This is a genomic window from Kocuria sp. GQ42 (genome assembly GCF_059758435.1).
This window is the reverse complement of sequence record NZ_JCAXEN010000004.1, coordinates 332,002-351,143: the sequence shown is the minus strand read 5'-3', so window position 1 is coordinate 351,143 and position 19,142 is coordinate 332,002. Positions and strand designations below refer to the sequence as shown.

Genomic DNA, 19,142 nt, shown 5'->3' with positions numbered 1-19,142 from the left:
GGCTCTAGAAGATTCCCTTCGTGCCGGTGCGCAGGTCGACGGAGGCGGTGACGTTGAGGGCGTCGAGCTCGCCGGCGCCCAGGGACGGGAGGTTCTCGGCGGCGGCGATGAAGCGCTCCAGCTCGTCGTCGGCGACGATCCCGGCGGCGAGGGTGCGCAGCTTGGTGACGTACTGCTCGCGGGCGAACGGGCGGGCCCCCAGCGGGTGGGCGTCGGCCACGGCGATCTCCTCGACCACCGTGGAGCCGTCGGCCAGGGTGATCTCGGCCCGTCCGCCGAAGGCCTTCTCGGCCGGGTCCAGGGAGTGGTAGCGGCGGGTCCACTCGGCGTCCTCGGCCGTGGTGACCTTGTTCCACAGGGCCACGGTGTCGGGCCGGCCGGCGCGCTCGGGGGCGTAGGAGCCCACGTGGTCCCAGTGCCCGTCCTGGAGCGCGACGGTGAAGATGTAGGGGATCGAGTGGTCGAGGGTCTCCCGGGTGGCGGTCGGGTCGTACTTCTGCGGGTCGTTGGTCCCGGTACCGATCACGTAGTGGGTGTGGTGGGAGGTGTGCAGCACGATGCGCTCGATCCGGGCCGGGTCGGCCAGCTCGGGGCGCTCGCGGTGCAGCTTGCGGGCCAGGTCGATCCAGGCCTGCGCCTGGTACTCCGCCGAGTGCTCCTTGGTGTAGGTGTCCAGGATCGCGGCCTTGGCCTCGCCCGGGGCCGGCAGCGGCACCTCGTAGGCGGCGCCCGGGCCGTCCAGCAGCCAGGCGATGACCCCGTCCTCACCCTCGTAGATCGGGGTGGGGGACGTCTGCCCGCGCATCGCGCGGTCCACGGCCTCGACGGCCATCTTCCCGGCGAAGGCCGGCGCGTGGGCCTTCCAGGTGGAGATCTCGCCCTTGCGGGACTGGCGGGTCGCGGTGGTGGTGTGCAGGCCCTGGCCGATGGCGTGGAAGATCGTCTCGACGGGAAGGCCGAGCAGGGTGCCGATCCCGGCGGCCGCGGACGGGCCGAGGTGGGCGACGTGGTCGATCTTGTGGGCGTGCAGGCAGATGGCCTTCACGAGGTCCACCTGCAGCTCGTAGCCGGTGGCGATGCCGCGCACCAGGTCGTGGCCGTTCGCGCCCACGTGCTGGGCCACGGCCAGGATCGGCGGGATGTTGTCGCCGGGGTGGGAGTACTCGGCGGCCAGGAACGTGTCGTGGTAGTCGAGCTCGCGCACGGCCACGCCGTTGGCCCACGCCGCCCACTCGGGGGAGACCTTGCGGGTGGCGGTGTCCACGCCGTAGAGGCCCGCGCCCGTGCCGCCCGGGGTCGGCGCATGGGCCAGGGCCTGGTCCCGGGCGGAGACGATCGGCGCCCGGTTGAGCGAGGCGATCGCGACCGAGGCATTGTCCAGGACCCGGTTGATCACCATCTCCGTCACCTCGGGGGTGACCTCGACCGGGTCCGCGGCGACCTCGGCCATCTTCCAGGCCAGCTGCTCCTCGCGGGGCAGGTTGTCCTTGGACGGGTGGACGCGCACGGAATGGAGAACGGTCATGGGAGTTCCTCTCGTGGGGACGGACGACCGCCGGCGGCGGTCGAAGGGGTGTCCGCGCTCAGCCGGCGGCCTCGAGCGGGGGAGCGGGCTGGACCCACTCCCGGACAGGGGTGGTCAGGACGGCCTGCAGCGAGTTGGCCAGGTGCACACGGGTCGACGCCTCGGCGAGCTCCTCGGAGCCCTCCGCGACGGCGCGGGCGATCTGGGCGTGCTCGGCGGCGGCGCGCGCGAGCCGGTCGGGGTTGGTGCGGGAGAGCTTGCGCACCCGGGCCAGGTGCAGGCGCAGGGAGCGCTGGGCCGCGGTGAGGTACGGATTGGCCGTGGCCTCGTCGATGGCCCGGTCCATGCGCTCCACGAGGTCGTAGTACCCGGCCCGGTCCGTGCCCGGCCCGTGGAGCTGGGCCACGACCGCCTCGAGCTCGGCGGCCAGCTCCTGGAACGCGACGGGGTCGCGGCGCCGGGCGGCCAGCCGGGCCGCCCGGCAGTCGAGGGCCTCCCGCAGCTCGAACAGGGCGCGGACGTCCTCGAGGGAGACCTGGGAGACCACGACGCCGCGGCCCCGGTGCGCCTCCGCGAGACCGTCGGCGGTGAGCCGGCTGAGGGCCTCGCGGATCGGCGTGCGCGAGATGCCGAAGCGCTCCGACTGCTCGACCTCGCCGAGCACCTGGCCCGGGAGCAGCCGCCACTCGACGATGTCCTCGCGCAGGGCCTCGTAGGCGCGGTCGCTGGCTCGCACGGCTCCCTCCTCGCTCTTGTCGCCCGCGACGGGGAGTGCGCCGCGGACTCTGGGTGACAGGCATCACAATGCACGAGCATTGTATACACAGTTCGGTGCAAATGACGAGGGATTTGGTCCAGCTCGGCTCGATGGTGCATCTGTGTATACAGAGGTCTTGTCGTGTGTGACCTGCACCACTAGGGTGTCCGGCAGGACCGCAACCCCTGGGAGGGACCCATGAGCACCGACCACCGAACACCGCCGCCGGCCGAGGGCTACGCGGAGCTCTACCGCCGCAGCGTGCAGGACCCGGAGGGGTTCTGGCTCGACGCCGCCCGCGCCGTGGACTGGGTGCGCGAGCCCACCACCGCCCTCGACGACACCGCCGCCCCGCTCTACCGCTGGTTCCCCGACGGCGAGCTCAACACCTCCTACAACGCCCTTGACCGGCACGTGGAGGCCGGCCACGGCGAGCGCACCGCGCTCGTCTACGACTCCGCCGTGCTGGGGGTCCAGGAGCGGTTCAGCTACGCGCGCCTGCGGGACGACGTCGCCCTGTTCGCCGGGGCGCTCGCCGCCCGGGGGGTGGGCAAGGGCGACCGGGTGCTCGTCTACCTGCCGATGATCCCGCAGGCCGTCGTGGCGATGCTCGCCTGCGCCCGGCTGGGCGCGGTGCACTCGGTGGTCTTCGGCGGGTTCGCCCCGAAGGAGCTCGCCTCCCGCATCGACGACTCCCGGCCGGTCGTGGTGGTGACCACGACCGGCGGGGTGGAGCCGAAGCGGCGGATCGAGTACATCCCGGCCATCGAGGAGGCCCTGCGGATCGCCGAGCACGCCCCCGGGACGGTGCTGGTGCACGAGCGCCCGGGGTTCGAGACGACGCTCGAGGACGCCCGGGGCCGGGCCGGGGCCGGCGGGCAGCCGGCCGTCGAGTGGCTCGACTGGGCGGAGGCCGTCGAGGGCGCCGAGCCCGCGGCGCCCGTCCCGGTCGCGGCCACCGACCCGCTCTACGTCCTGTACACCTCCGGGACCACCGGGACCCCCAAGGGCGTGGTCCGCGACAACGGCGGGCACGCCGTGGCCCTGACGTGGTCCATGCGCCACATCTACGACGTCGGCCCCGGCGAGGTGATGTGGACCGCGTCCGACGTCGGCTGGGTGGTGGGCCACTCCTACATCGTCTACGGCCCGCTCCTGGCCGGCGCCACGACCGTGCTCTACGAGGGCAAGCCCGTGGGCACCCCGGACGCCGGGGCGTTCTGGCAGCGCGTCGAGGACCACGGCGTCAAGGTGCTGTTCACGGCGCCCACGGCCCTGCGGGCCATCCGCCGGGCGGATCCCGAGGGCGAGCTGGTGCGCCGGCACGACATCGGCTCCCTGCGGGCCCTGTTCGTGGCGGGGGAGCGGCTCGACCCGGAGACGTACCACTGGGCCGCCCGGGTGCTGGGCGTCCCGGTCGTCGACCACTGGTGGCAGACGGAGACGGGGTGGGCCATCTGCGCCAACCCCTTCGGGATCGAGCGGCTGCCCCTGAAGGCCGGCTCGCCGTCCGTGCCGGTGCCGGGCTACCGGGTGGAGATCCTGGACCCGCTGGGGCGGCCGGTGGAGACCGGCGAGGAGGGCAACATCGCCCTGCGCCTCCCGCTGCCGCCGGGCACGCTCCCCACGCTGTGGGGCGACGACCAGCGGTTCGTGGACTCCTACCTCAGCGCGTTCCCCGGCTACTACGCCACGGGCGACTCCGGCCACGTGGACGAGGACGGCTACGTCTACGTCATGGGGCGCACCGACGACGTCATCAACGTCTCCGGGCACCGCCTGTCCACCGGGGCCATGGAGCAGGTCCTCGCCTCCCACCCGGCGGTGGCCGAGTGCGCCGTGATCGGGGTGGGGGACCCGCTGAAGGGCCAGCGGCCGTCCGGGTACGTGGTGCTCAAGACCGGCGCCGACGTCCCGCCGGAGCAGCTCCGGGAGGAGCTCGTGGCGCTCGTGCGACGGCAGATCGGGGCGGTGGCGGACTTCAAGGACGTGGCCGTGGTGGAGGGGCTCCCCAAGACCCGCTCCGGGAAGATCCTGCGCAAGACCATGCGGCAGATGGCCGACGGCGAGGACTACACCGTGCCCTCGACGATCGAGGACGCCTCCGTGCTGGAGGCCCTCGAGGGCGTGCTGCGCCCGCCGAGCGGTCGGTGACGCCCCGGCGCGCGGCACGGGGTCAGCGGCCGGGGGAGACGTCCTGCCCGGCCCAGCCGTACTCGAGCTCGGGCCGCCCGGGGGTGCCGTGGCGCGGGCGGCGCTGCACGAGGCCCCGGGCCGTCAGGTGCTCGAGGTAGCGCCGCGCCGTGACCCGGGACAGCGTGCCGCGCTCGGCGACCTCACCGGCCGAGAGCCACTCCCCGCCCCGGATCAGCGCGGTGACGGACTCGAGGGTCTGCGGGGACAGGCCCTTGGGCGCGTCCGGGCGGGTGGGCGCGCCCAGGGCGGCGAACGCGCGGTCCACCTCCGCCTGGCCCACCGTCCCGGCCGCGCCCAGGGCGGAGCGGTAGCGCCGGTAGGCGTCGAGCTTCTCCTCGAACACGGCGTAGGTGAAGGGCTTGATGAGGTAGCCGACCACGCCCAGGGCGCTCGCGGCCCGGACGGTCGCCACGTCCCGGTGCGCCGTGATCACCAGGAGGTCCACCGTCTCGCCGCGGGCGCGCAGGGTCCGTGCCACGTCGAGACCGGACATGTCCGGCAGGTTCACGTCCAGCAGCACCAGGTCCACGGGTCGCCCCGCCCGCCGGGCGGCCTGCACGGCCTGCACGGCCGTCCGCCCGGACACCGCGGTGGCGGCCGCCTCGAAGCCCGGTGAGCGCTCGACGTACTGGGCGTGGGCGGCGGCGGTGAGCGGTTCGTCGTCCACGACCAGGACGCGGACCGGCGCGCTCACGGGGCCCGCCCCGCCGCGGCGTCGCGGGCCACCGGGACGGTCACCGTGAACACGGCCCCGCCGTCGTTGCGGTGCTCGATCCGCGCGCCCCACCGCTCGACGACCTCCCGCACCAGGTGCAGGCCCACGCCGCGGCCCTCCGGGCCGGCCGGCTTCGTGGTGACGCCGAGCTCGAACACCTCCCGGGCGAGGTCGTCGGGGACCCCCATCCCGGTGTCGGCGACGGTGATCACGACCGCGTCCCGGGCGGGGTCCGCGGCGTCGGGCGCCCGGGCGATCTCGACCTCGACGACCGGGCGGACCCGGTCGGCGTTGGCCGCGGCGGCCTCGACGGCGTTGTCGACGAGGTTGCCGACGAGGGTCACGAGGTCGGCGGGGGAGACGGGGATCCGGGGCGCGTCCGGGTCGACGACGACCTCCAGCTCCACACCGCGCTCGTGGGCCGCGGCGGTCTTGCCGACCAGCAGGGCCGCGAGGAACGGGTCGTCGAGGTGGGCGAGGAGGTCGTCGGACAGCACCCGGGTGCGCACCATGTCCGCCGAGGCGAAGCCGAGGGCCTCCTCGTCCCGGCCGAGCTCCAGCAGGGAGACGACCGTGTGCATGCGGTTGGCGTGCTCGTGGGTCTGGGCCCGCAGCGCCCCGGCCAGCGCCGCGGTGGCGCGCAGCTGTCCCGAGAGCCGCGAGATCTCGGTGTGGTCCCGCAGGATCACGATCGTGCCGCGCCCCGCGAGCGCTCCGCGGGCCGGGAGGGCCGAGACGATGAGGGTGCGCTCCCCGACCACGAACCACTGCTCCTGCACGGGCGCGCCGGCGCGCAGGAGGACGGCCAGCGCGTCCGGCAGGTCCAGGTCCGCGACAGGGAGCGGTTCGTGCCGGGCCGGTCCCGGGTCCGCCGGCGCCCGGACCCCGAGCAGCTCCCGCGCCCGGGCGTTGAGCACCTGCACCGCGCCGGTCGTGTCCACGAGCAGGAGGCCCTCCGTGGCCTCGTTGAGCACGGCGTCGTGCAGCGAGTGCACCTGGGCGAGCTCCTCCGGCCCCCAGCCGTGGGTGACCCGGCCCAGGTACCGGGAGCCGAGGGCCGCGACCGTCGCCGACGCGGCCAGCAGCAGCAGCCCGACGAGGAGCACCGCCGGCAGCTGGGCGAGCGCCTGCTGCGAGACGGCCTCGAGGAGGACACCGGTGGCCACGAGCGCCACGACCGTGCCGTCCCCGTCCCGGACCGGGGCGATCGTGCGCACGGAGGGGCCGAGGTTGCCGCGCTCCGTGCTGGTCCAGGTCTGCCCGGCGAGCGCGTGCGAGCGGTCCCCGCGGTAGGCCTCGCCGACCGAGGAGGGCAGGGGGTGCGTCCAGCGGGTGCCGTCCGGGGCCATGATCGTGACGAAGTCGAGGTCCGTGTCCGCGAGCAGCCGGTCCGTGAGCGGCTGCAGCACGGCGTGCGGGTCCGGCCCGCCCACCGCCTCGAGCACGTACGGGTCGTCCGCGAGGGCCGTGGCGAGGACCCGGGTCACCGCCTCCGCACGGTCCACGACCGCGCCGCGCTCGTGGGCGAAGAGGACCAGGGAGACGGCGAGGGTCACCAGCGCGACGACGGCGAGCTGCATCAGGAAGAAGTGCCGGGCCAGGGACATGTCCGCTCCTTGATCTCCCGGTCGTCCCTCCCTCGGTTGTGGTGGGCGTCACGACCATTATGACCACAACACGACAGGGCGCCGGGCCGCGGTGAGACTCGTCACATCGGCCCGATCCCGGGCCCCGCACCGCCCCACCGCACCGCCCACCCGAACCGGAGGACAAGCATGGCCACCGTCGCCACGGACCCCGTCGACCCGCAGCCGCCCGCCCAGAAGCAGAAGAAGGACAGGACGCACTACCTGTACGTCTTCGTGATCGTCGCCGTCGTCGCCGGCGCCGTCCTGGGCCTCGTGGCCCCCGAGTTCGCCCAGACGCTCAAGCCGGTCGGCACCGCGTTCATCGCCCTGATCAAGATGATGATCGCCCCCATCATCTTCTGCACGATCGTCCTGGGCGTCGGCTCCATCGCCAAGGCGGCGACCGTCGGCAAGGTCGGCGGCCTGGCCCTGGCCTACTTCATGGCGATGTCCACCATGGCACTGGGCATCGGCCTGGTGGTGGGCAACCTCATCCACCCGGGCGAGGGCCTGAACATCCAGGGCTCGGAGTACGAGGTCACGGACGCGGGCCACGGCGACGGGGAGGGCGGGACCATCGGGTTCCTGCTCGGCATCATCCCCACGTCCCTGCTGTCCTCCCTGACCGAGGGCAACATCCTGCAGACCCTCTTCGTGGCGCTCATCGTGGGCTTCGCGCTGCAGCAGATGGGCCCGGCCGGCAAGCCCGTGCTCAAGGCCGTCGGCTACGTCCAGGCACTGGTCTTCCGGATCCTGATCATGGTCATGTGGGTCGCCCCCATCGGGGCGTTCGGCGCGATCGCCGGTGTGGTCGGCGAGACCGGCGTCCAGGCCATCGTCTCGATGGCCACCCTGATGATCGCCTTCTACCTCACCTGCGTCCTGTTCATCGTGGTGGTCCTGGGCGGGCTCCTGAAGGCGGTTACGGGGATCAACATCTTCCGGCTCATGAAGTACCTGGGCCGCGAGTACCTGCTGATCTTCTCGACCTCCTCCTCCGAGGCGGCCCTGCCCCGGCTCATCGCCAAGATGGAGCACGTGGGCGTCTCCAAGCCCGTGGTCGGCGTCACGGTCCCGACCGGCTACTCCTTCAACCTGGACGGCACGGCCATCTACCTGACCATGGCCGCCCTGTTCGTCGCCTCCGCGATGGGCAGCCCGCTGGCCATCGGCGAGCAGATCTCCCTCCTGGTGTTCATGATCATCGCCTCGAAGGGCGCCGCCGGGGTCACCGGCGCCGGCCTGGCCACCCTGGCGGGCGGCCTGCAGTCCCACCGCCCCGACCTGGTCGACGGGGTCGGCATCATCGTCGGCATCGACCGCTTCATGTCCGAGGCCCGCGCTTTGACCAACTTCACCGGCAACGCCGTGGCCACCCTGCTGATCGGCAAGTGGACCCGCGAGATCGACCTCGTCCAGGTGGAGCGTGTGCTCTCCGGCCAGGACCGGTTCGACGAGTCCACCATGGCCGCGCACTCGCACGGCACCGCCGAGGACCGGCCCGCCGCCGAGCCCGCTCCCGGGACCCGGGTGGAGGACTCCGTCGCGGAGAAGGTCGAGGCCGCGGCCGGCGCCGGCGCGCGCTGACCCGCCCCCGCACCGGAACCCGTGTCCGGCCCGCGCCCGCCGTGCCCCCTCTCGGGGGCGCGGCGGGCGCGGGCCGTCGTCGTCGGCCGGCTCCACCGCGCCCGGGAATTCGGGGCCGCCCGGCGGCGGCGGTACCCTGGTAGCTGATCGAGTCCAGGAAAACCCCAGGTCGGCCCGTCCGGCCCGGGCCGCCCCGTGCCCGGGGCCGGTCCGCCCGAGCGCGACCCCGAACGAAAGAGCGGTGCCACGAGTGAGCCAGCAGAGCGACGAGAGGAACCCCGGCACGGGCGAGGCCGGGACGGGAACCGTCGGCCTGACCGGCCGTCCCGCCCGCGACTTCCCCGAGCCGCCCGAGCTCTCCACCCACGGGCCCGCCCGGATCATCGCGATGGTCAACCAGAAGGGCGGGGTCGGGAAGACCACCTCGACCATCAACCTCGGCGCGGCGCTCGCCGAGCTGGGGCGCAAGGTCCTGCTCGTCGACTTCGATCCGCAGGGCGCCCTCTCCGCCGGCCTCGGCGCCAACCCGCACGAGCTGGAGCTGACGGTCTACAACGTCATGATGGACCGCTCCGTGGACGTCTGGGACGTGGTCCAGGAGACCGACGTCGAGGGCGTCGACCTGCTCCCCGCGAACATCGACCTCTCCGCGGCGGAGGTGCAGCTCGTCACCGAGGTGGCCCGCGAGCAGGTGCTGGCCAGTGCCCTGCGCAAGCTCGAGGAGCACTACGACGTCATCATCATCGACTGCCAGCCCTCGCTGGGGCTGCTGACGGTCAACGCGCTGACCGCCGCGCACGGGGTGGTCATCCCGCTCATCGCGGAGTTCTTCGCCCTGCGCGCCGTGGCGCTGCTCGTGGACTCCATCGAGAAGGTCCAGGACCGGCTCAACCCCCGCCTGCAGATCGACGGGGTGCTCGCCACGATGTTCGACTCCCGGACCCTGCACTCCCGCGAGGTCATGGCCCGGATCGTGGACGCCTTCGGCGACAAGGTCTTCGACACCGTCATCAAGCGCACCGTGAAGTTCCCGGACGCCACGGTGGCCGCCGAGCCCATCCTCTCCTTCGCCACGGCCCACCAGGGCGCCGAGTCCTACCGTCAGCTGGCGCGGGAGCTCATCTCGCGCGGCGGCGCACCCTGATGCACCCCGAGGAGCCGCCGGTCCCCGAGGGTCCCGGCGGCTTCGCGGTGCAGCTGGAGGACTTCGCGGGGCCCTTCGAGGTGCTGCTCTCCCTGATCGCCAAGCACGAGCTGGACATCACCCGGATCGCGCTGGCCACCGTCACGGACGAGTTCCTCCAGTACGTGCGCGCCCTGCACGAGATCGGCTCGACCCGCGCCCTCGACGAGGCCAGCGAGTTCCTCGTGGTCGCCGCGACGCTCCTGGACCTCAAGGCCGCCCGGCTGCTGCCGCTCGGGGAGGTCGAGGACGAGGAGGACGTGGCCCTGCTGGAGGCGCGGGACCTGCTCTTCGCGCGGCTGCTGCAGTACAAGGCGTTCAAGGAGGTGGCCGTGCTGCTCGACGAGCGGATGCGGGCCGAGTCCACCCGCCTGCCCCGGTCGGTGCCGCTGGACCCGGAGGTGGCGGCCGTGCTGCCCGAGCTCGACTGGCGGACCACGCCGGAGCAGTTCGCCGAGATCGCCCGCTCCGTCTTCGTGCCCCGCCCCGGGGCGCCCGCGGAGGTCGGGGTGGACCACCTGCACGGGGCCGCCGTGACGGTCCGGGACGAGGCGGAGATCCTCGCCGGGCTGCTCGAGGACGGAGCCCCGCGCTCCTTCCGGGTGCTCGTCGCGGACGCCGGGTCCACCCTTGCGGTGGTCGTGCGGTTCCTGGCGCTGCTCGAGATGTACCGGGACGCGGTGCTCGAGCTCGCCCAGGAGCAGCCGCTGGGGGAGCTGACGGTCCGCTGGACCGGGTCGGGCACCGGGTGGACCGCCGACCGGCTGTCTGAGGACGCCGCGGGCCCGGCGGCCGTCGTCGCGGCCCCGGACGGGGTCCCGGCCGTCTCGGGGGCCCCGGCGTGAGCCCCGCGGCCGAGGGCGGACCGGACCTCGAGGCGCTGCCCGGCGGGGTGCGGGCCGCCGTCGAGGCGATCCTGATGGTGGCCGACGAGCCCGTCAGCGAGTACGAGATCGCCGCCGCCCTCGTGGTCCCGGTCGCCTCCGTGCAGCGGGTCCTCGACCGGCTCCGCGCGGAGTACGACGGCGTCGCCGCCGATCCGGGGTATGATGGGACGTTGGCGCCGCGCGGGTTCGAGCTGCGCAGCACCGGTGCCGGCTGGCGGATCCACTCGCGCAGCGAGTTCGCCCCCGTCGTCTCCGCGTTCGTCGCGGAGGGACAGACCGCCCGGCTGTCGCAGGCGGCCCTGGAGACCCTGGCCGTCGTGGCCTACCGCCAGCCCGTGAGCCGGGGACGCATCTCCGCGATCCGCGGGGTCAACGTCGACGGCGTCGTCCGCACGCTCGTGCAGCGAGGCCTGATCCGCGAGCTCGAGCGGGACGGCGAGTCCGGCGCCGTGCTCTACGGCACCACCACGTTCTTCCTGGAGAAGATGGGCATCGGCTCGCTCGACGAGCTCCCCGACATCGCCCCTCATCTGCCGGGCATCGACCAGATCGACCACTACGAGGACTGAGACACCACCATGGCCACTTCACGTTCATCATCCGGCCGCCCCGGGCCCGGCGGCCGCCGCGCCCCCGGCTCCCAGGGCGGCCAGAAGCCCCGCACCGGCCAGGGCGGCACGTCGTTCCAGGGCGGGAAGGGCGCTCCCGGCCGCGGCCCCGCCAAGGGCGGCGCCGGCAAGGGCGGTGCTGCCAAGGGTGGCGCCGCCAAGGGTGGCGCCGCGAAGGGCGGCGCCGCCAGGGGCGGGTCCTCGGCGGGCACCGGTCAGGACCGCGGGCCCCGCCCGTTCGCGTCCTCCGAGAAGAGCGCCCGGCGGATGCCCGCCACTCCGTACCGCCCGCCGCACCGGAAGCGCCGGCCCAAGAACCCGCCCGTGGACCGGCTCGACCAGCACGACCCGGACGGGGTGCGCCTGCAGAAGCTCATGGCCCAGGCCGGCGTGGCCTCGCGGCGCGTGTGCGAGGAGATGATCGAGGCCGGCCGCGTGCAGGTCAACGGGGAGACCATCACCGAGCTCGGCATCCGCGTGGACCCGGACACCGTCGAGATCCACGTCGACGGCGTCCGCGTGCAGCTCGACGAGAACCTCGTCTACTACGCCTTCAACAAGCCCGAGGGGGTGCTCTCCACCATGGAGGACCCCGAGGGCCGGCCGTGCGTGGCCGACTACCTCAACCAGCAGAAGAACGAGCGCGTCTTCCACGTGGGCCGCCTCGACGTCGAGACCGAGGGCCTCCTGCTGCTGACCAACGACGGCGAGCTGACCAACCGGCTCACCCACCCCTCCTACGAGGTCCCCAAGACCTACCTCGTACAGGTCCGCGGGCCCATGGAGAAGGGCGTCGGCGCGGCCATGAAGGCCGGCATCGAGCTCGAGGACGGCATCGCCTCCGTCGACTCCTTCCGGCTCGTGGACTCCACCCCCGGCCACCTGCTGGTCGAGGTCGTCCTGCACTCCGGGCGCAACCGCATCGTGCGCCGGCTCTTCGACGCCGTGGGCCACCCCGTCGAGAAGCTCGTGCGCACCGAGGTCGGCCCCATCCGGATCGGGGACCAGCGCCAGGGCACCATCCGCCGCCTGTCGAAGACCGAGGTCGGGCACCTCCTCGCCTCGGTGGGCATGTAGGGAGCGCCCGTGACGCAGACCCCCACCGCACCGCCGCCCCCCGCGGCGACCGCCGGGCCCGTGCTCGTGGTCGGCGCCGGCCTGCTCGGCGCCAGCATCGGCCTGGGCCTGCGCCACCTCGGCGTGGACGTCTGGCTGCAGGACTCCTCGCCCACCGCCGAGGCCGTGGCCCAGGACATCGGCGCCGGCCGCTCCTGCCGCGCGGCGGGGGAGGACCCCGTGCCGGAGCCGGCCCTCGTCGTCGTCGCCACCCCGCCCGACGTCACCGCCGAGACCGTGGTCGAGGCGCTGGGACGCCACCCGGAGGCGGTCGTCCTCGACATCGCCTCCGTGAAGGAGGCCGTGCTGGAGGACGTGCGCGCCCGGGGCGGGGACCTCACCCGCTACGTGGGCACCCACCCCATGGCCGGGCGGGAGAAGTCCGGCCCCGTGGCCGCCCGCGGCGAGCTGTTCACGTCCATGCCCTGGGTCGTGTGCGACTCGGGCCGCTCCGCGCCCGCGGCGCTCGCCGCGGCGAAGAACCTGGCCGTGGACCTCGGGGCGACGGTCACGTTCATGGACGCCCGCGAGCACGACGCGACCGTGGCGCTGATCTCCCACCTGCCGCAGGTGATGTCCTCCCTGCTGGCCTCCCGGCTGCAGGACACCCCGCTGCACCACCTGTCCCTCGCGGGCCAGGGGCTGCGGGACACCACCCGCATCGCCGCCTCCGACCCGGGCCTGTGGGTGCAGATCCTCTCCGCGAACGCCGCTCCCGTGGTGGCGTCCCTGCACGGGGTGCGCGAGGACCTCGACCGGCTCATCGCCACGCTCGAGGCCCCGCGGGCCCCGGGCGCCCGGCTGGACATCGCCCAGCTGATGTCGGAGGGCAACGCCGGCCGGGCCCGGATCCCGGGCAAGCACGGCGGCGCGCCCCGCGCGTTCGCGACCCTCACCGTGCTCGTCGGGGACGTCCCCGGGCAGATCGCCCGGCTGCTCACCGAGATCGGGGAGATCGGCGTCAACCTCGAGGACCTGCGCCTCGAGCACTCCCCGGGCCAGCCCGTGGGCCTCGTGGAGGTCTCCGTGCTGCCCAACCGCCGCAAGGAACTCGTCGAGGCGCTCCAGGAGCGCGGATGGAAGGTCGTGCAGTGAACACCGGAACGAACACCGCCCGCAGCGCAGCACCCGGCACCGGGGCGCCGGCCGCCGCCGGCCGGCAGCTGGTCGTCGCCATCGACGGGCCCTCCGGCTCCGGCAAGTCCAGCGTGTCCAAGGAGGTGGCCCGCCGCTTCGGCCTCGCCTACCTGGACACGGGCGCGATGTACCGCGCGCTGACGTGGTGGTGCCTCGACCGCGGGGTGGACCTCTCCGACGGCGACGCCGTGGTCGAGGCCGCCCGCTCCTTCCCGCTCGCCCAGGGCACCGACCCCGACCGGGAGCTGGTGTTCGTGGGCGGGACCGACGTGGGCGTCGAGATCCGCGGCGCCCGGGTGACCGAGGCCGTCAGCGCCGTGGCCACCAACCAGGCCGCGCGGGCGGTGCTGGTGGCCCGCCAGCAGGAGCTCATCGCGGACAGCGGCCGGCGGATCGTGGCCGAGGGCCGGGACACCACCACCGTGGTGGCCCCCGACGCCGACGCCCGGATCCTGCTCACCGCCGACGAACGGGCCCGGATGGCCCGGCGCGGCCTGCAGAACGGCGGCGTCGAGGACGCCGATCAGCTGCGGGCACGGGTCGTGGGCCGGGACGCCAAGGACGCCACGGTCGTGAACTTCACCGAGGCCGCGGACGGCGTCGTGACGATCGACTCCTCCGAGCTCACCGTGGAGCAGACGGTCCAGGCCGTCATCGACGTGGTCGTCCGGGCCGCGGGCCGCTCCGCCTGAACCGCTCCGCCCCGCCTCCCCCGACATTTTTCCGCACCCCGACCGGCCGCACCCGGCCCAGCGAAGGACAGCCATGACCGGCAACCCCGAGAACTCCGCGCACGACACCGCCCACGACCCCTACGAGGCCGAGATCCTCGGCGGCACCACGGACGACGTCGCCCAGCGGCTCGCGGCCATCGACGACGACGAGGCCGAGCAGCGCGCGCAGGCGCTGCGGGCCGGGCTCGAGGACTACGAGCTCGACGAGGAGGACGCCGCGCTGCTCGCCGAGTGGGCGGAGGACGGGGACCAGGCCCCCGTGCGCCGGCCCGCCCCGGTGCTCGCCATCGTGGGCCGCCCCAACGTCGGTAAGTCGACCCTCGTCAACCGCATCCTCGGCCGGCGCGAGGCCGTCGTGGAGGACACCCCGGGCGTGACCCGGGACCGCGTCTCCTACCGGGCCACCTGGAACGGGCGCAACTTCACCCTCGTGGACACCGGCGGGTGGGAGTACGACGCCAAGGGCATCAACGCCCGCGTCGCCGAGCAGGCCGAGATGGCCGTGGAGTTCGCCGACGCCGTGCTGCTCGTGCTCGACGCCACCGTGGGCGTCACCGCCGCGGACGAGGCCATCGTGAAGATGCTGCGCAAGGTCCGGAAGCCGGTGATCCTGGTCGCCAACAAGGTCGACTCCCCGCAGCTCGAGGTCGAGGCCACCTACCTGTGGTCCCTCGGCATGGGGGAGCCGCACCCGGTGTCCGCCCTGCACGGGCGCGGCGCCGCCGACGTCCTCGACGCGGTCACGGACCTGCTGCCGGAGTTCTCCGCCGTGGCCGAGACCGAGCTGACCGGCGGGCCCCGCCGCGTGGCGCTCATCGGGCGCCCGAACGTGGGCAAGTCCTCGCTGCTCAACAAGCTGGCCGGCTCCGAGCGCGTCGTCGTGGACCCCCTGGCCGGGACCACCCGCGACCCCGTGGACGAGCTCATCGAGCTGGGCGGCAAGCCCTGGCGCTTCATCGACACCGCGGGCATCCGCCGCCGCGTGCACATGGCCCAGGGCGCGGACTTCTACGCGTCCCTGCGCACCCAGGCCGCCCTCGAGCGCGCCGAGGTGGCCGTGGTGCTGCTGGCCGCGGACGAGGTGCTCTCCGAGCAGGACGTCCGCATCCTGCAGCTGGCGGTGGACTCCGGCCGCGCCCTCGTGCTCGCCTTCAACAAGTGGGACCTCATGGACGAGGACCGCCGCTACTACCTGGAGCGGGAGATCGACCGCGACCTCGCGCACGTGGCCTGGGCGCCGCGGGTGAACGTCTCGGCGAAGACCGGCTGGCACAAGGACCGGCTGGTCCCCGCCCTGGAGACCGCCCTGGCCTCGTGGGACACCCGCGTCCCCACCGGGCGGCTCAACGCGTTCCTCGGCGAGATCGTGGCCGCCCACCCGCACCCCGTGCGCGGCGGCAAGCAGCCGCGCATCCTCTTCGGCACCCAGGCCTCCTCCCGGCCGCCGCGCTTCGTGCTGTTCACCACCGGTTTCCTCGACCCCGGGTACCGGCGGTTCATCACCCGCCGCCTCCGCGAGACCTTCGGTTTCGAGGGCACCCCCATCGAGGTGTCCATGCGCGTGCGGGAGAAGCGGAACCGGAAGCGCTGAGGCGCCCGCCGAGATGAATTCCGCCGGAGCTTGCTGTAATGTGATGCGAGTGCTCGGGGCGGGAACGTACTGAGCACTTCGGGCTGTGGCGCAGCTTGGTAGCGCACTTGACTGGGGGTCAAGGGGTCGCAGGTTCAAATCCTGTCAGCCCGACGATTCGAGGCCGGTGGACCGCGGGAACGCGGACCACCGGCCTTCTTTCGTTCCCGGGGACGGCGCCTGCGGCACCCGTGCGGCCTACCGGCGGGCCCGGGAGGCCGACTCCCGCAGCCGGTCCAGGTCGAGGTCCGGCCGGCCGCCGGCGCTGCCGACCACGTCGGCCGCTGCCGCCGCGGCCCACCAGGCGGCGGACTCCGGGCTCTCCCCGCGCAGCAGCGCGACGGTGAGCGCGGCCACGAACGAGTCGCCCGCCCCGGTGGGGTCCACGGGATCCTCGCCCAGGTGGGGCAGGAGCACGTGCCCGCCCGGCCAGGCGACCACGTCGCCCTCGCCGGTGGCCAGGGCGACGACGCGCGGGCCCTCCGCGAGCAGCGACTCCGCGGCCCGCACCGTCCCCGGCACGTCCTGCGGCGCCCAGCCCACCAGTGCCTCCGTCTCGGCGGTGTCGGCGCGCACCACGTCCGCGGTGGCCAGCACCCGCCGGCGCACCGCCCCGTCCGCCGGGGCGCCGTCGGCCACCGTGAGCGCGCCCCCCGCCGCGGCCGCCTCGAGGGCCTCCGTCACGGCCGTACCCGGCTGCTGCAGCTGGACCAGCACGGCGTCCGCCGAGCGCAGCAGGTCCCGGCTCGCGCGCACGTCCGCGGCGTCCAGCAGCATCCGGGCGTCCACGTCCTCCAGCAGGCGGCGGACCCCGCGCGGCCCCACGAGGTCGACGAGCAGCGCGGTCGGGGCGCCGGCGCGGCGCACCACGGCGCCGACGTCGATCCCGTCGGCCGCGGCCTGGGCGAGCACCTCCGCGCCGGCGGAGTCGGTGCCCACGACCCCCACCAGGGCGACCTCGACGCCGAGCTGGCGGCACGCCACGGCCTGGTTCGCGCCCTTGCCGCCGAGCAGCTCCTGCCGCTCGAGCACGTCGGCGGCACCGCCCTCCGCCGGCAGCTCCGCCACGGTCAGCACGAGATCCCGTCCCACCTGTCCGACCACCACGACACCGGACATCCGGCACTCCTTCCTCCGAGCGGCTCCGCTCGCGAGCCTAGAGCACTCCGGCCGCGGAGCCGACGGCGGTCGCGCGGTGCGGGGCGACCCGGCCGCGGGGGCGGAGCCCCGGCGCCGATGGCGGCGCATACACTGCACGGGACGCAGAGTGCTCCGGTCCCCGGGGCCGACCACGAAGGAGCGCCGGAGTTGAACGACCTGCACACCCTGCCCAAAGCGGAGCTGCACCTGCACATCGAGGGCACCCTCGAGCCTGAGCTCGCGTTCGCGCTCGCCGCCAAGAACGGGGTGGAGCTGCCCCACGGCTCCGTCGAGGAGCTGCGGCGGCAGTACGACTTCGAGGACCTGTCCTCGTTCCTCGCGCTCTACTACGCAACGATGGCGGTGCTGCGCGACGCCTCCGACTTCGAGGCGCTGACCCGGGCCTACCTCGAGCGCGCGGCGGCGCAGGGCCTGCGGCACGTCGACGTCTTCTTCGACCCGCAGGCGCACACCGCCCGGGGCGTGCCGCTCGGGACGGTGGTCGACGGCATCCGCGCCGCCCTCGACGCCGCCCGGGCCGAGCACGGCCTCACCAGCACGCTGCTGCTGTGCTTCCTGCGGGACCGGCCCGCCGCGGAGGCCGTGGAGCTCTTCGACTCCCTCGGGGACCAGCTGCCGCGCATCGACGGGATCGGCCTCGACTCGGCCGAGGTCGGCCATCCCCCGGCACTCTTCGAGGAGGTCTACGCGCGGGCACGGGCGGCCGGACTGCACGTCGTCGCCCACGCGGGGGAGGAGGCGGGCCCCGAGTACGTCCGGGAGGCCCTCGACGTGCTGCGCGTGGAGCGGGTTGACCACGGCATCCAGTGCCTGAGCGACCCGGAGCTCGTGGACCGCCTCGTCGCGGAGCGGGTCCCGCTCACCGTGTGCCCGCTGTCCAACGTGCGGCTGCGCGTGGTCGACACGCTCGCCGACCACCCGGTCCTGGACATGCTCGAGCGCGGACTGCTGGTCACGGTCAACTCCGACGACCCGGCCTACTTCGGCGGCTACGTGGGGGACGTCTTCCAGGACCTGCGCGACACGCTGGGACTGACCGACGAGCAGGCCGCCGCCCTGGCCCGCAACTCGGTGGACGCGTCCTTCGCGGGAACGGAGCGCAAGCGGGCGATCCACGCCGAGATCACCGCGTGGGAGGGCCGCTGAGCGGCCGGCACCCGCGACGCACCGCGCCCTCGGGCCACGGGGACGTCTGTGCCATAATCGAGCCGACCGCACCCGCCGGACCAGGAGCCACCCCATGAGCAACATCCCCGCCGACCTGTCCTACACGGCCGAGCACGAGTGGATCGCGGGCCCCGACGCCGACGGCGCGGTGCGCATCGGGATCACCGACCACGCGCAGGGCGAGCTGGGCGACGTCGTGTTCGTCCAGCTGCCCGAGGTGGGGGAGAGCGTCGAGGCGGGCGCCGCCGTGGGCGAGATCGAGTCCACCAAGTCCGTGAGCGACATCTTCGCCCCGGTCTCCGGCGAGGTCACCGCGGTCAACGAGGCGCTCGAGGCCGAGCCCGGGACCGTGAACTCCGCCCCCTACGCGGAGGGCTGGCTGTTCGAGGTCCGCCCCTCCGGCGAGGACTACCGCTCCGGGCTGCTCGACGCCGACGGGTACGCCGCCCAGCTCGACTGACCCGCGCAGGACCCGACCACGCGCGAGCCGGGACGTGTCCCGGCCGCCCCTCCGTGTCTCCACCACCCGGTACACTGACAAGCAACCGGGTGGCTCCGGCCGGTCGCCCGGGAACCGCCGGGACAGGAGGTCGCGGGGCAGGGGTCCCACAGGACCCGTCCACCAACACGTCACCAGTCGAGGGAAGAGATGTCCAGAACCCAGAACGGCTCGAACGCACCCCAGGGGGAGCCGGAGACCACGTCGATCCAGATCGTGGCCGAGGTCCTCTCGCACGCGGCTTCCCACAAGCTCTCCCCCGAGGAGAGCTCAGCGGTCTCCGCGCTCCCGCCGCGCAGCGCACTGCTCGTGGCCCACGACAGCGGCGGCTCCGGGTCACGCTTCCTGCTGGACCGGGACGAGGTCCCTGCCGGCCGCCACCCGTCCTCCGAGATCTTCCTGGACGACGTCACCGTCTCGCGCCGGCACGCGCGGTTCGTCCGGCGCGGCGACTCCTTCGAGATCATCGACTCCGGGTCCCTGAACGGCACCTACGTCAATGGCGACCGCGTGGACAGCGCGCAGCTGGACAACGGCGACGAGGTCCAGATCGGGAAGTTCCGGTTCACGTTCTACCGTTCGCTGCGCTCGCAGTCGGACCAGTAGAAGGGA

Annotated in this window: 17 protein-coding genes and 1 tRNA gene; 13 read left to right on the top strand and 5 right to left on the bottom strand. The window is 73.9% G+C overall.

The features are described from left to right. Positions 1-4: 4 nt before the first annotated feature. Positions 5-1,525, bottom strand: coding sequence for an MmgE/PrpD family protein (locus tag AC6CH6_RS11225; RefSeq protein WP_498255171.1), 1,521 nt, complete (start codon positions 1,523-1,525; stop codon positions 5-7). A gap of 58 nt (positions 1,526-1,583) precedes the next feature. Continuing rightward, positions 1,584-2,261, bottom strand: coding sequence for a GntR family transcriptional regulator (locus tag AC6CH6_RS11220; RefSeq protein ID WP_498255170.1), 678 nt, complete (start codon positions 2,259-2,261; stop codon positions 1,584-1,586). A gap of 219 nt (positions 2,262-2,480) precedes the next feature. Here AC6CH6_RS11220 and AC6CH6_RS11215 point away from each other — a divergent pair, with 219 nt between their 5' ends. Further along, positions 2,481-4,436 carry an AMP-binding protein gene (locus AC6CH6_RS11215; protein WP_498255169.1) on the top strand — a complete coding sequence of 652 codons (1,956 nt, stop codon included), beginning with the start codon at positions 2,481-2,483 and terminating at the stop codon, positions 4,434-4,436. Between the two features lie 22 nt (positions 4,437-4,458). On the opposite strand, the gene AC6CH6_RS11210 is transcribed toward AC6CH6_RS11215, so the two are convergent. Together AC6CH6_RS11210 and AC6CH6_RS11205 are read right to left on the bottom strand one after the other, a co-directional pair. After that, positions 4,459-5,172, bottom strand: a complete 714-nt coding sequence (locus tag AC6CH6_RS11210) for a response regulator (RefSeq protein ID WP_498255168.1) — start codon at positions 5,170-5,172, stop codon at positions 4,459-4,461. Continuing rightward, positions 5,169-6,800, bottom strand: a complete 1,632-nt coding sequence (locus AC6CH6_RS11205; protein ID WP_498255167.1) for a sensor histidine kinase — start codon at positions 6,798-6,800, stop codon at positions 5,169-5,171. The genes AC6CH6_RS11210 and AC6CH6_RS11205 overlap by 4 nt, the downstream gene beginning before the upstream one ends. 168 nt (positions 6,801-6,968) lie before the next feature. Between AC6CH6_RS11205 and AC6CH6_RS11200 the strand changes: the two genes are divergently transcribed. The 9 genes from AC6CH6_RS11200 to AC6CH6_RS11160 all read left to right on the top strand — a co-directional run bounded on the left by AC6CH6_RS11200 (position 6,969) and on the right by AC6CH6_RS11160 (position 15,817). Beyond that, entirely contained in the window at positions 6,969-8,408 is a 1,440-nt protein-coding gene (locus AC6CH6_RS11200) for a cation:dicarboxylate symporter family transporter (RefSeq protein WP_498255166.1), read from the top strand. Positions 8,409-8,658: 250 nt separating this feature from the next. Then, positions 8,659-9,552, top strand: a complete 894-nt coding sequence (locus AC6CH6_RS11195; protein ID WP_017833723.1) for a ParA family protein — start codon at positions 8,659-8,661, stop codon at positions 9,550-9,552. Beyond that, on the top strand, positions 9,552-10,436 hold the full coding sequence (locus AC6CH6_RS11190) for a segregation and condensation protein A (protein WP_498255165.1): 885 nt from the start codon (positions 9,552-9,554) through the stop codon (positions 10,434-10,436). The genes AC6CH6_RS11195 and AC6CH6_RS11190 overlap by 1 nt, the downstream gene beginning before the upstream one ends. Then, entirely contained in the window at positions 10,433-11,047 is a 615-nt protein-coding gene (scpB, locus tag AC6CH6_RS11185) for an SMC-Scp complex subunit ScpB (RefSeq protein ID WP_035924068.1), read from the top strand. The genes AC6CH6_RS11190 and scpB overlap by 4 nt, the downstream gene beginning before the upstream one ends. A gap of 9 nt (positions 11,048-11,056) precedes the next feature. Further along, the gene (locus tag AC6CH6_RS11180) at positions 11,057-12,163 is read left to right on the top strand and encodes a pseudouridine synthase (protein ID WP_498255164.1); all 1,107 of its coding nucleotides are present in this window, start codon (positions 11,057-11,059) and stop codon (positions 12,161-12,163) included. A 9-nt stretch (positions 12,164-12,172) separates the two neighbouring features. After that, positions 12,173-13,297 (top strand): prephenate dehydrogenase, encoded by a 1,125-nt coding sequence (locus AC6CH6_RS11175; protein WP_498255163.1) that lies wholly within the window; start codon positions 12,173-12,175, stop codon positions 13,295-13,297. After that, on the top strand, positions 13,294-14,031 hold the full coding sequence (gene cmk / locus AC6CH6_RS11170; RefSeq protein WP_498255162.1) for a (d)CMP kinase: 738 nt from the start codon (positions 13,294-13,296) through the stop codon (positions 14,029-14,031). Before AC6CH6_RS11175 ends, cmk begins: the two co-directional genes overlap by 4 nt. A gap of 73 nt (positions 14,032-14,104) precedes the next feature. Next, positions 14,105-15,664 (top strand): ribosome biogenesis GTPase Der, encoded by a 1,560-nt coding sequence (gene der / locus AC6CH6_RS11165; RefSeq protein ID WP_017833717.1) that lies wholly within the window; start codon positions 14,105-14,107, stop codon positions 15,662-15,664. A 79-nt stretch (positions 15,665-15,743) separates the two neighbouring features. After that, positions 15,744-15,817, top strand: a tRNA-Pro gene (locus tag AC6CH6_RS11160). Positions 15,818-15,901: 84 nt separating this feature from the next. Here AC6CH6_RS11160 and AC6CH6_RS11155 read toward each other — a convergent pair. Further along, the gene (locus tag AC6CH6_RS11155) at positions 15,902-16,822 is read right to left on the bottom strand and encodes a PfkB family carbohydrate kinase (protein ID WP_498255161.1); all 921 of its coding nucleotides are present in this window, start codon (positions 16,820-16,822) and stop codon (positions 15,902-15,904) included. A 189-nt stretch (positions 16,823-17,011) separates the two neighbouring features. On the opposite strand from AC6CH6_RS11155, the gene AC6CH6_RS11150 reads away from it, so the two are divergent. The 3 genes from AC6CH6_RS11150 (at position 17,012) to AC6CH6_RS11140 (ending at position 19,136) form a co-directional block, all read left to right on the top strand. Continuing rightward, entirely contained in the window at positions 17,012-18,010 is a 999-nt protein-coding gene (locus AC6CH6_RS11150; protein ID WP_498255160.1) for an adenosine deaminase, read from the top strand. Positions 18,011-18,104: 94 nt separating this feature from the next. Further along, a complete protein-coding gene (gcvH, locus tag AC6CH6_RS11145; RefSeq protein ID WP_498255159.1) occupies positions 18,105-18,491 on the top strand; it encodes a glycine cleavage system protein GcvH in 387 nt (128 codons plus the stop codon). Between the two features lie 189 nt (positions 18,492-18,680). Then, the gene (locus AC6CH6_RS11140; protein WP_017833713.1) at positions 18,681-19,136 is read left to right on the top strand and encodes an FHA domain-containing protein; all 456 of its coding nucleotides are present in this window, start codon (positions 18,681-18,683) and stop codon (positions 19,134-19,136) included. Positions 19,137-19,142 lie beyond the last annotated feature (6 nt).

Excerpts from the sequence above, each read along its gene's own strand:
- AC6CH6_RS11155 (WP_498255161.1), bottom strand. The coding sequence starts at position 16,822 with ATGTCCGGTGTCGTGGTGGTCGGACAGGTGGGACGGGATCTCGTGCTG.
- der (WP_017833717.1), top strand. The coding sequence starts at position 14,105 with ATGACCGGCAACCCCGAGAACTCCGCGCACGACACCGCCCACGACCCC.
- gcvH (WP_498255159.1), top strand. The coding sequence starts at position 18,105 with ATGAGCAACATCCCCGCCGACCTGTCCTACACGGCCGAGCACGAGTGG.
- AC6CH6_RS11140 (WP_017833713.1), top strand. The coding sequence starts at position 18,681 with ATGTCCAGAACCCAGAACGGCTCGAACGCACCCCAGGGGGAGCCGGAG.
- AC6CH6_RS11180 (WP_498255164.1), top strand. The coding sequence starts at position 11,057 with ATGGCCACTTCACGTTCATCATCCGGCCGCCCCGGGCCCGGCGGCCGC.
- AC6CH6_RS11225 (WP_498255171.1), bottom strand. The coding sequence starts at position 1,525 with ATGACCGTTCTCCATTCCGTGCGCGTCCACCCGTCCAAGGACAACCTG.
- AC6CH6_RS11200 (WP_498255166.1), top strand. The coding sequence starts at position 6,969 with ATGGCCACCGTCGCCACGGACCCCGTCGACCCGCAGCCGCCCGCCCAG.
- AC6CH6_RS11190 (WP_498255165.1), top strand. The coding sequence starts at position 9,552 with ATGCACCCCGAGGAGCCGCCGGTCCCCGAGGGTCCCGGCGGCTTCGCG.
- AC6CH6_RS11215 (WP_498255169.1), top strand. The coding sequence starts at position 2,481 with ATGAGCACCGACCACCGAACACCGCCGCCGGCCGAGGGCTACGCGGAG.
- AC6CH6_RS11205 (WP_498255167.1), bottom strand. The coding sequence starts at position 6,800 with ATGTCCCTGGCCCGGCACTTCTTCCTGATGCAGCTCGCCGTCGTCGCG.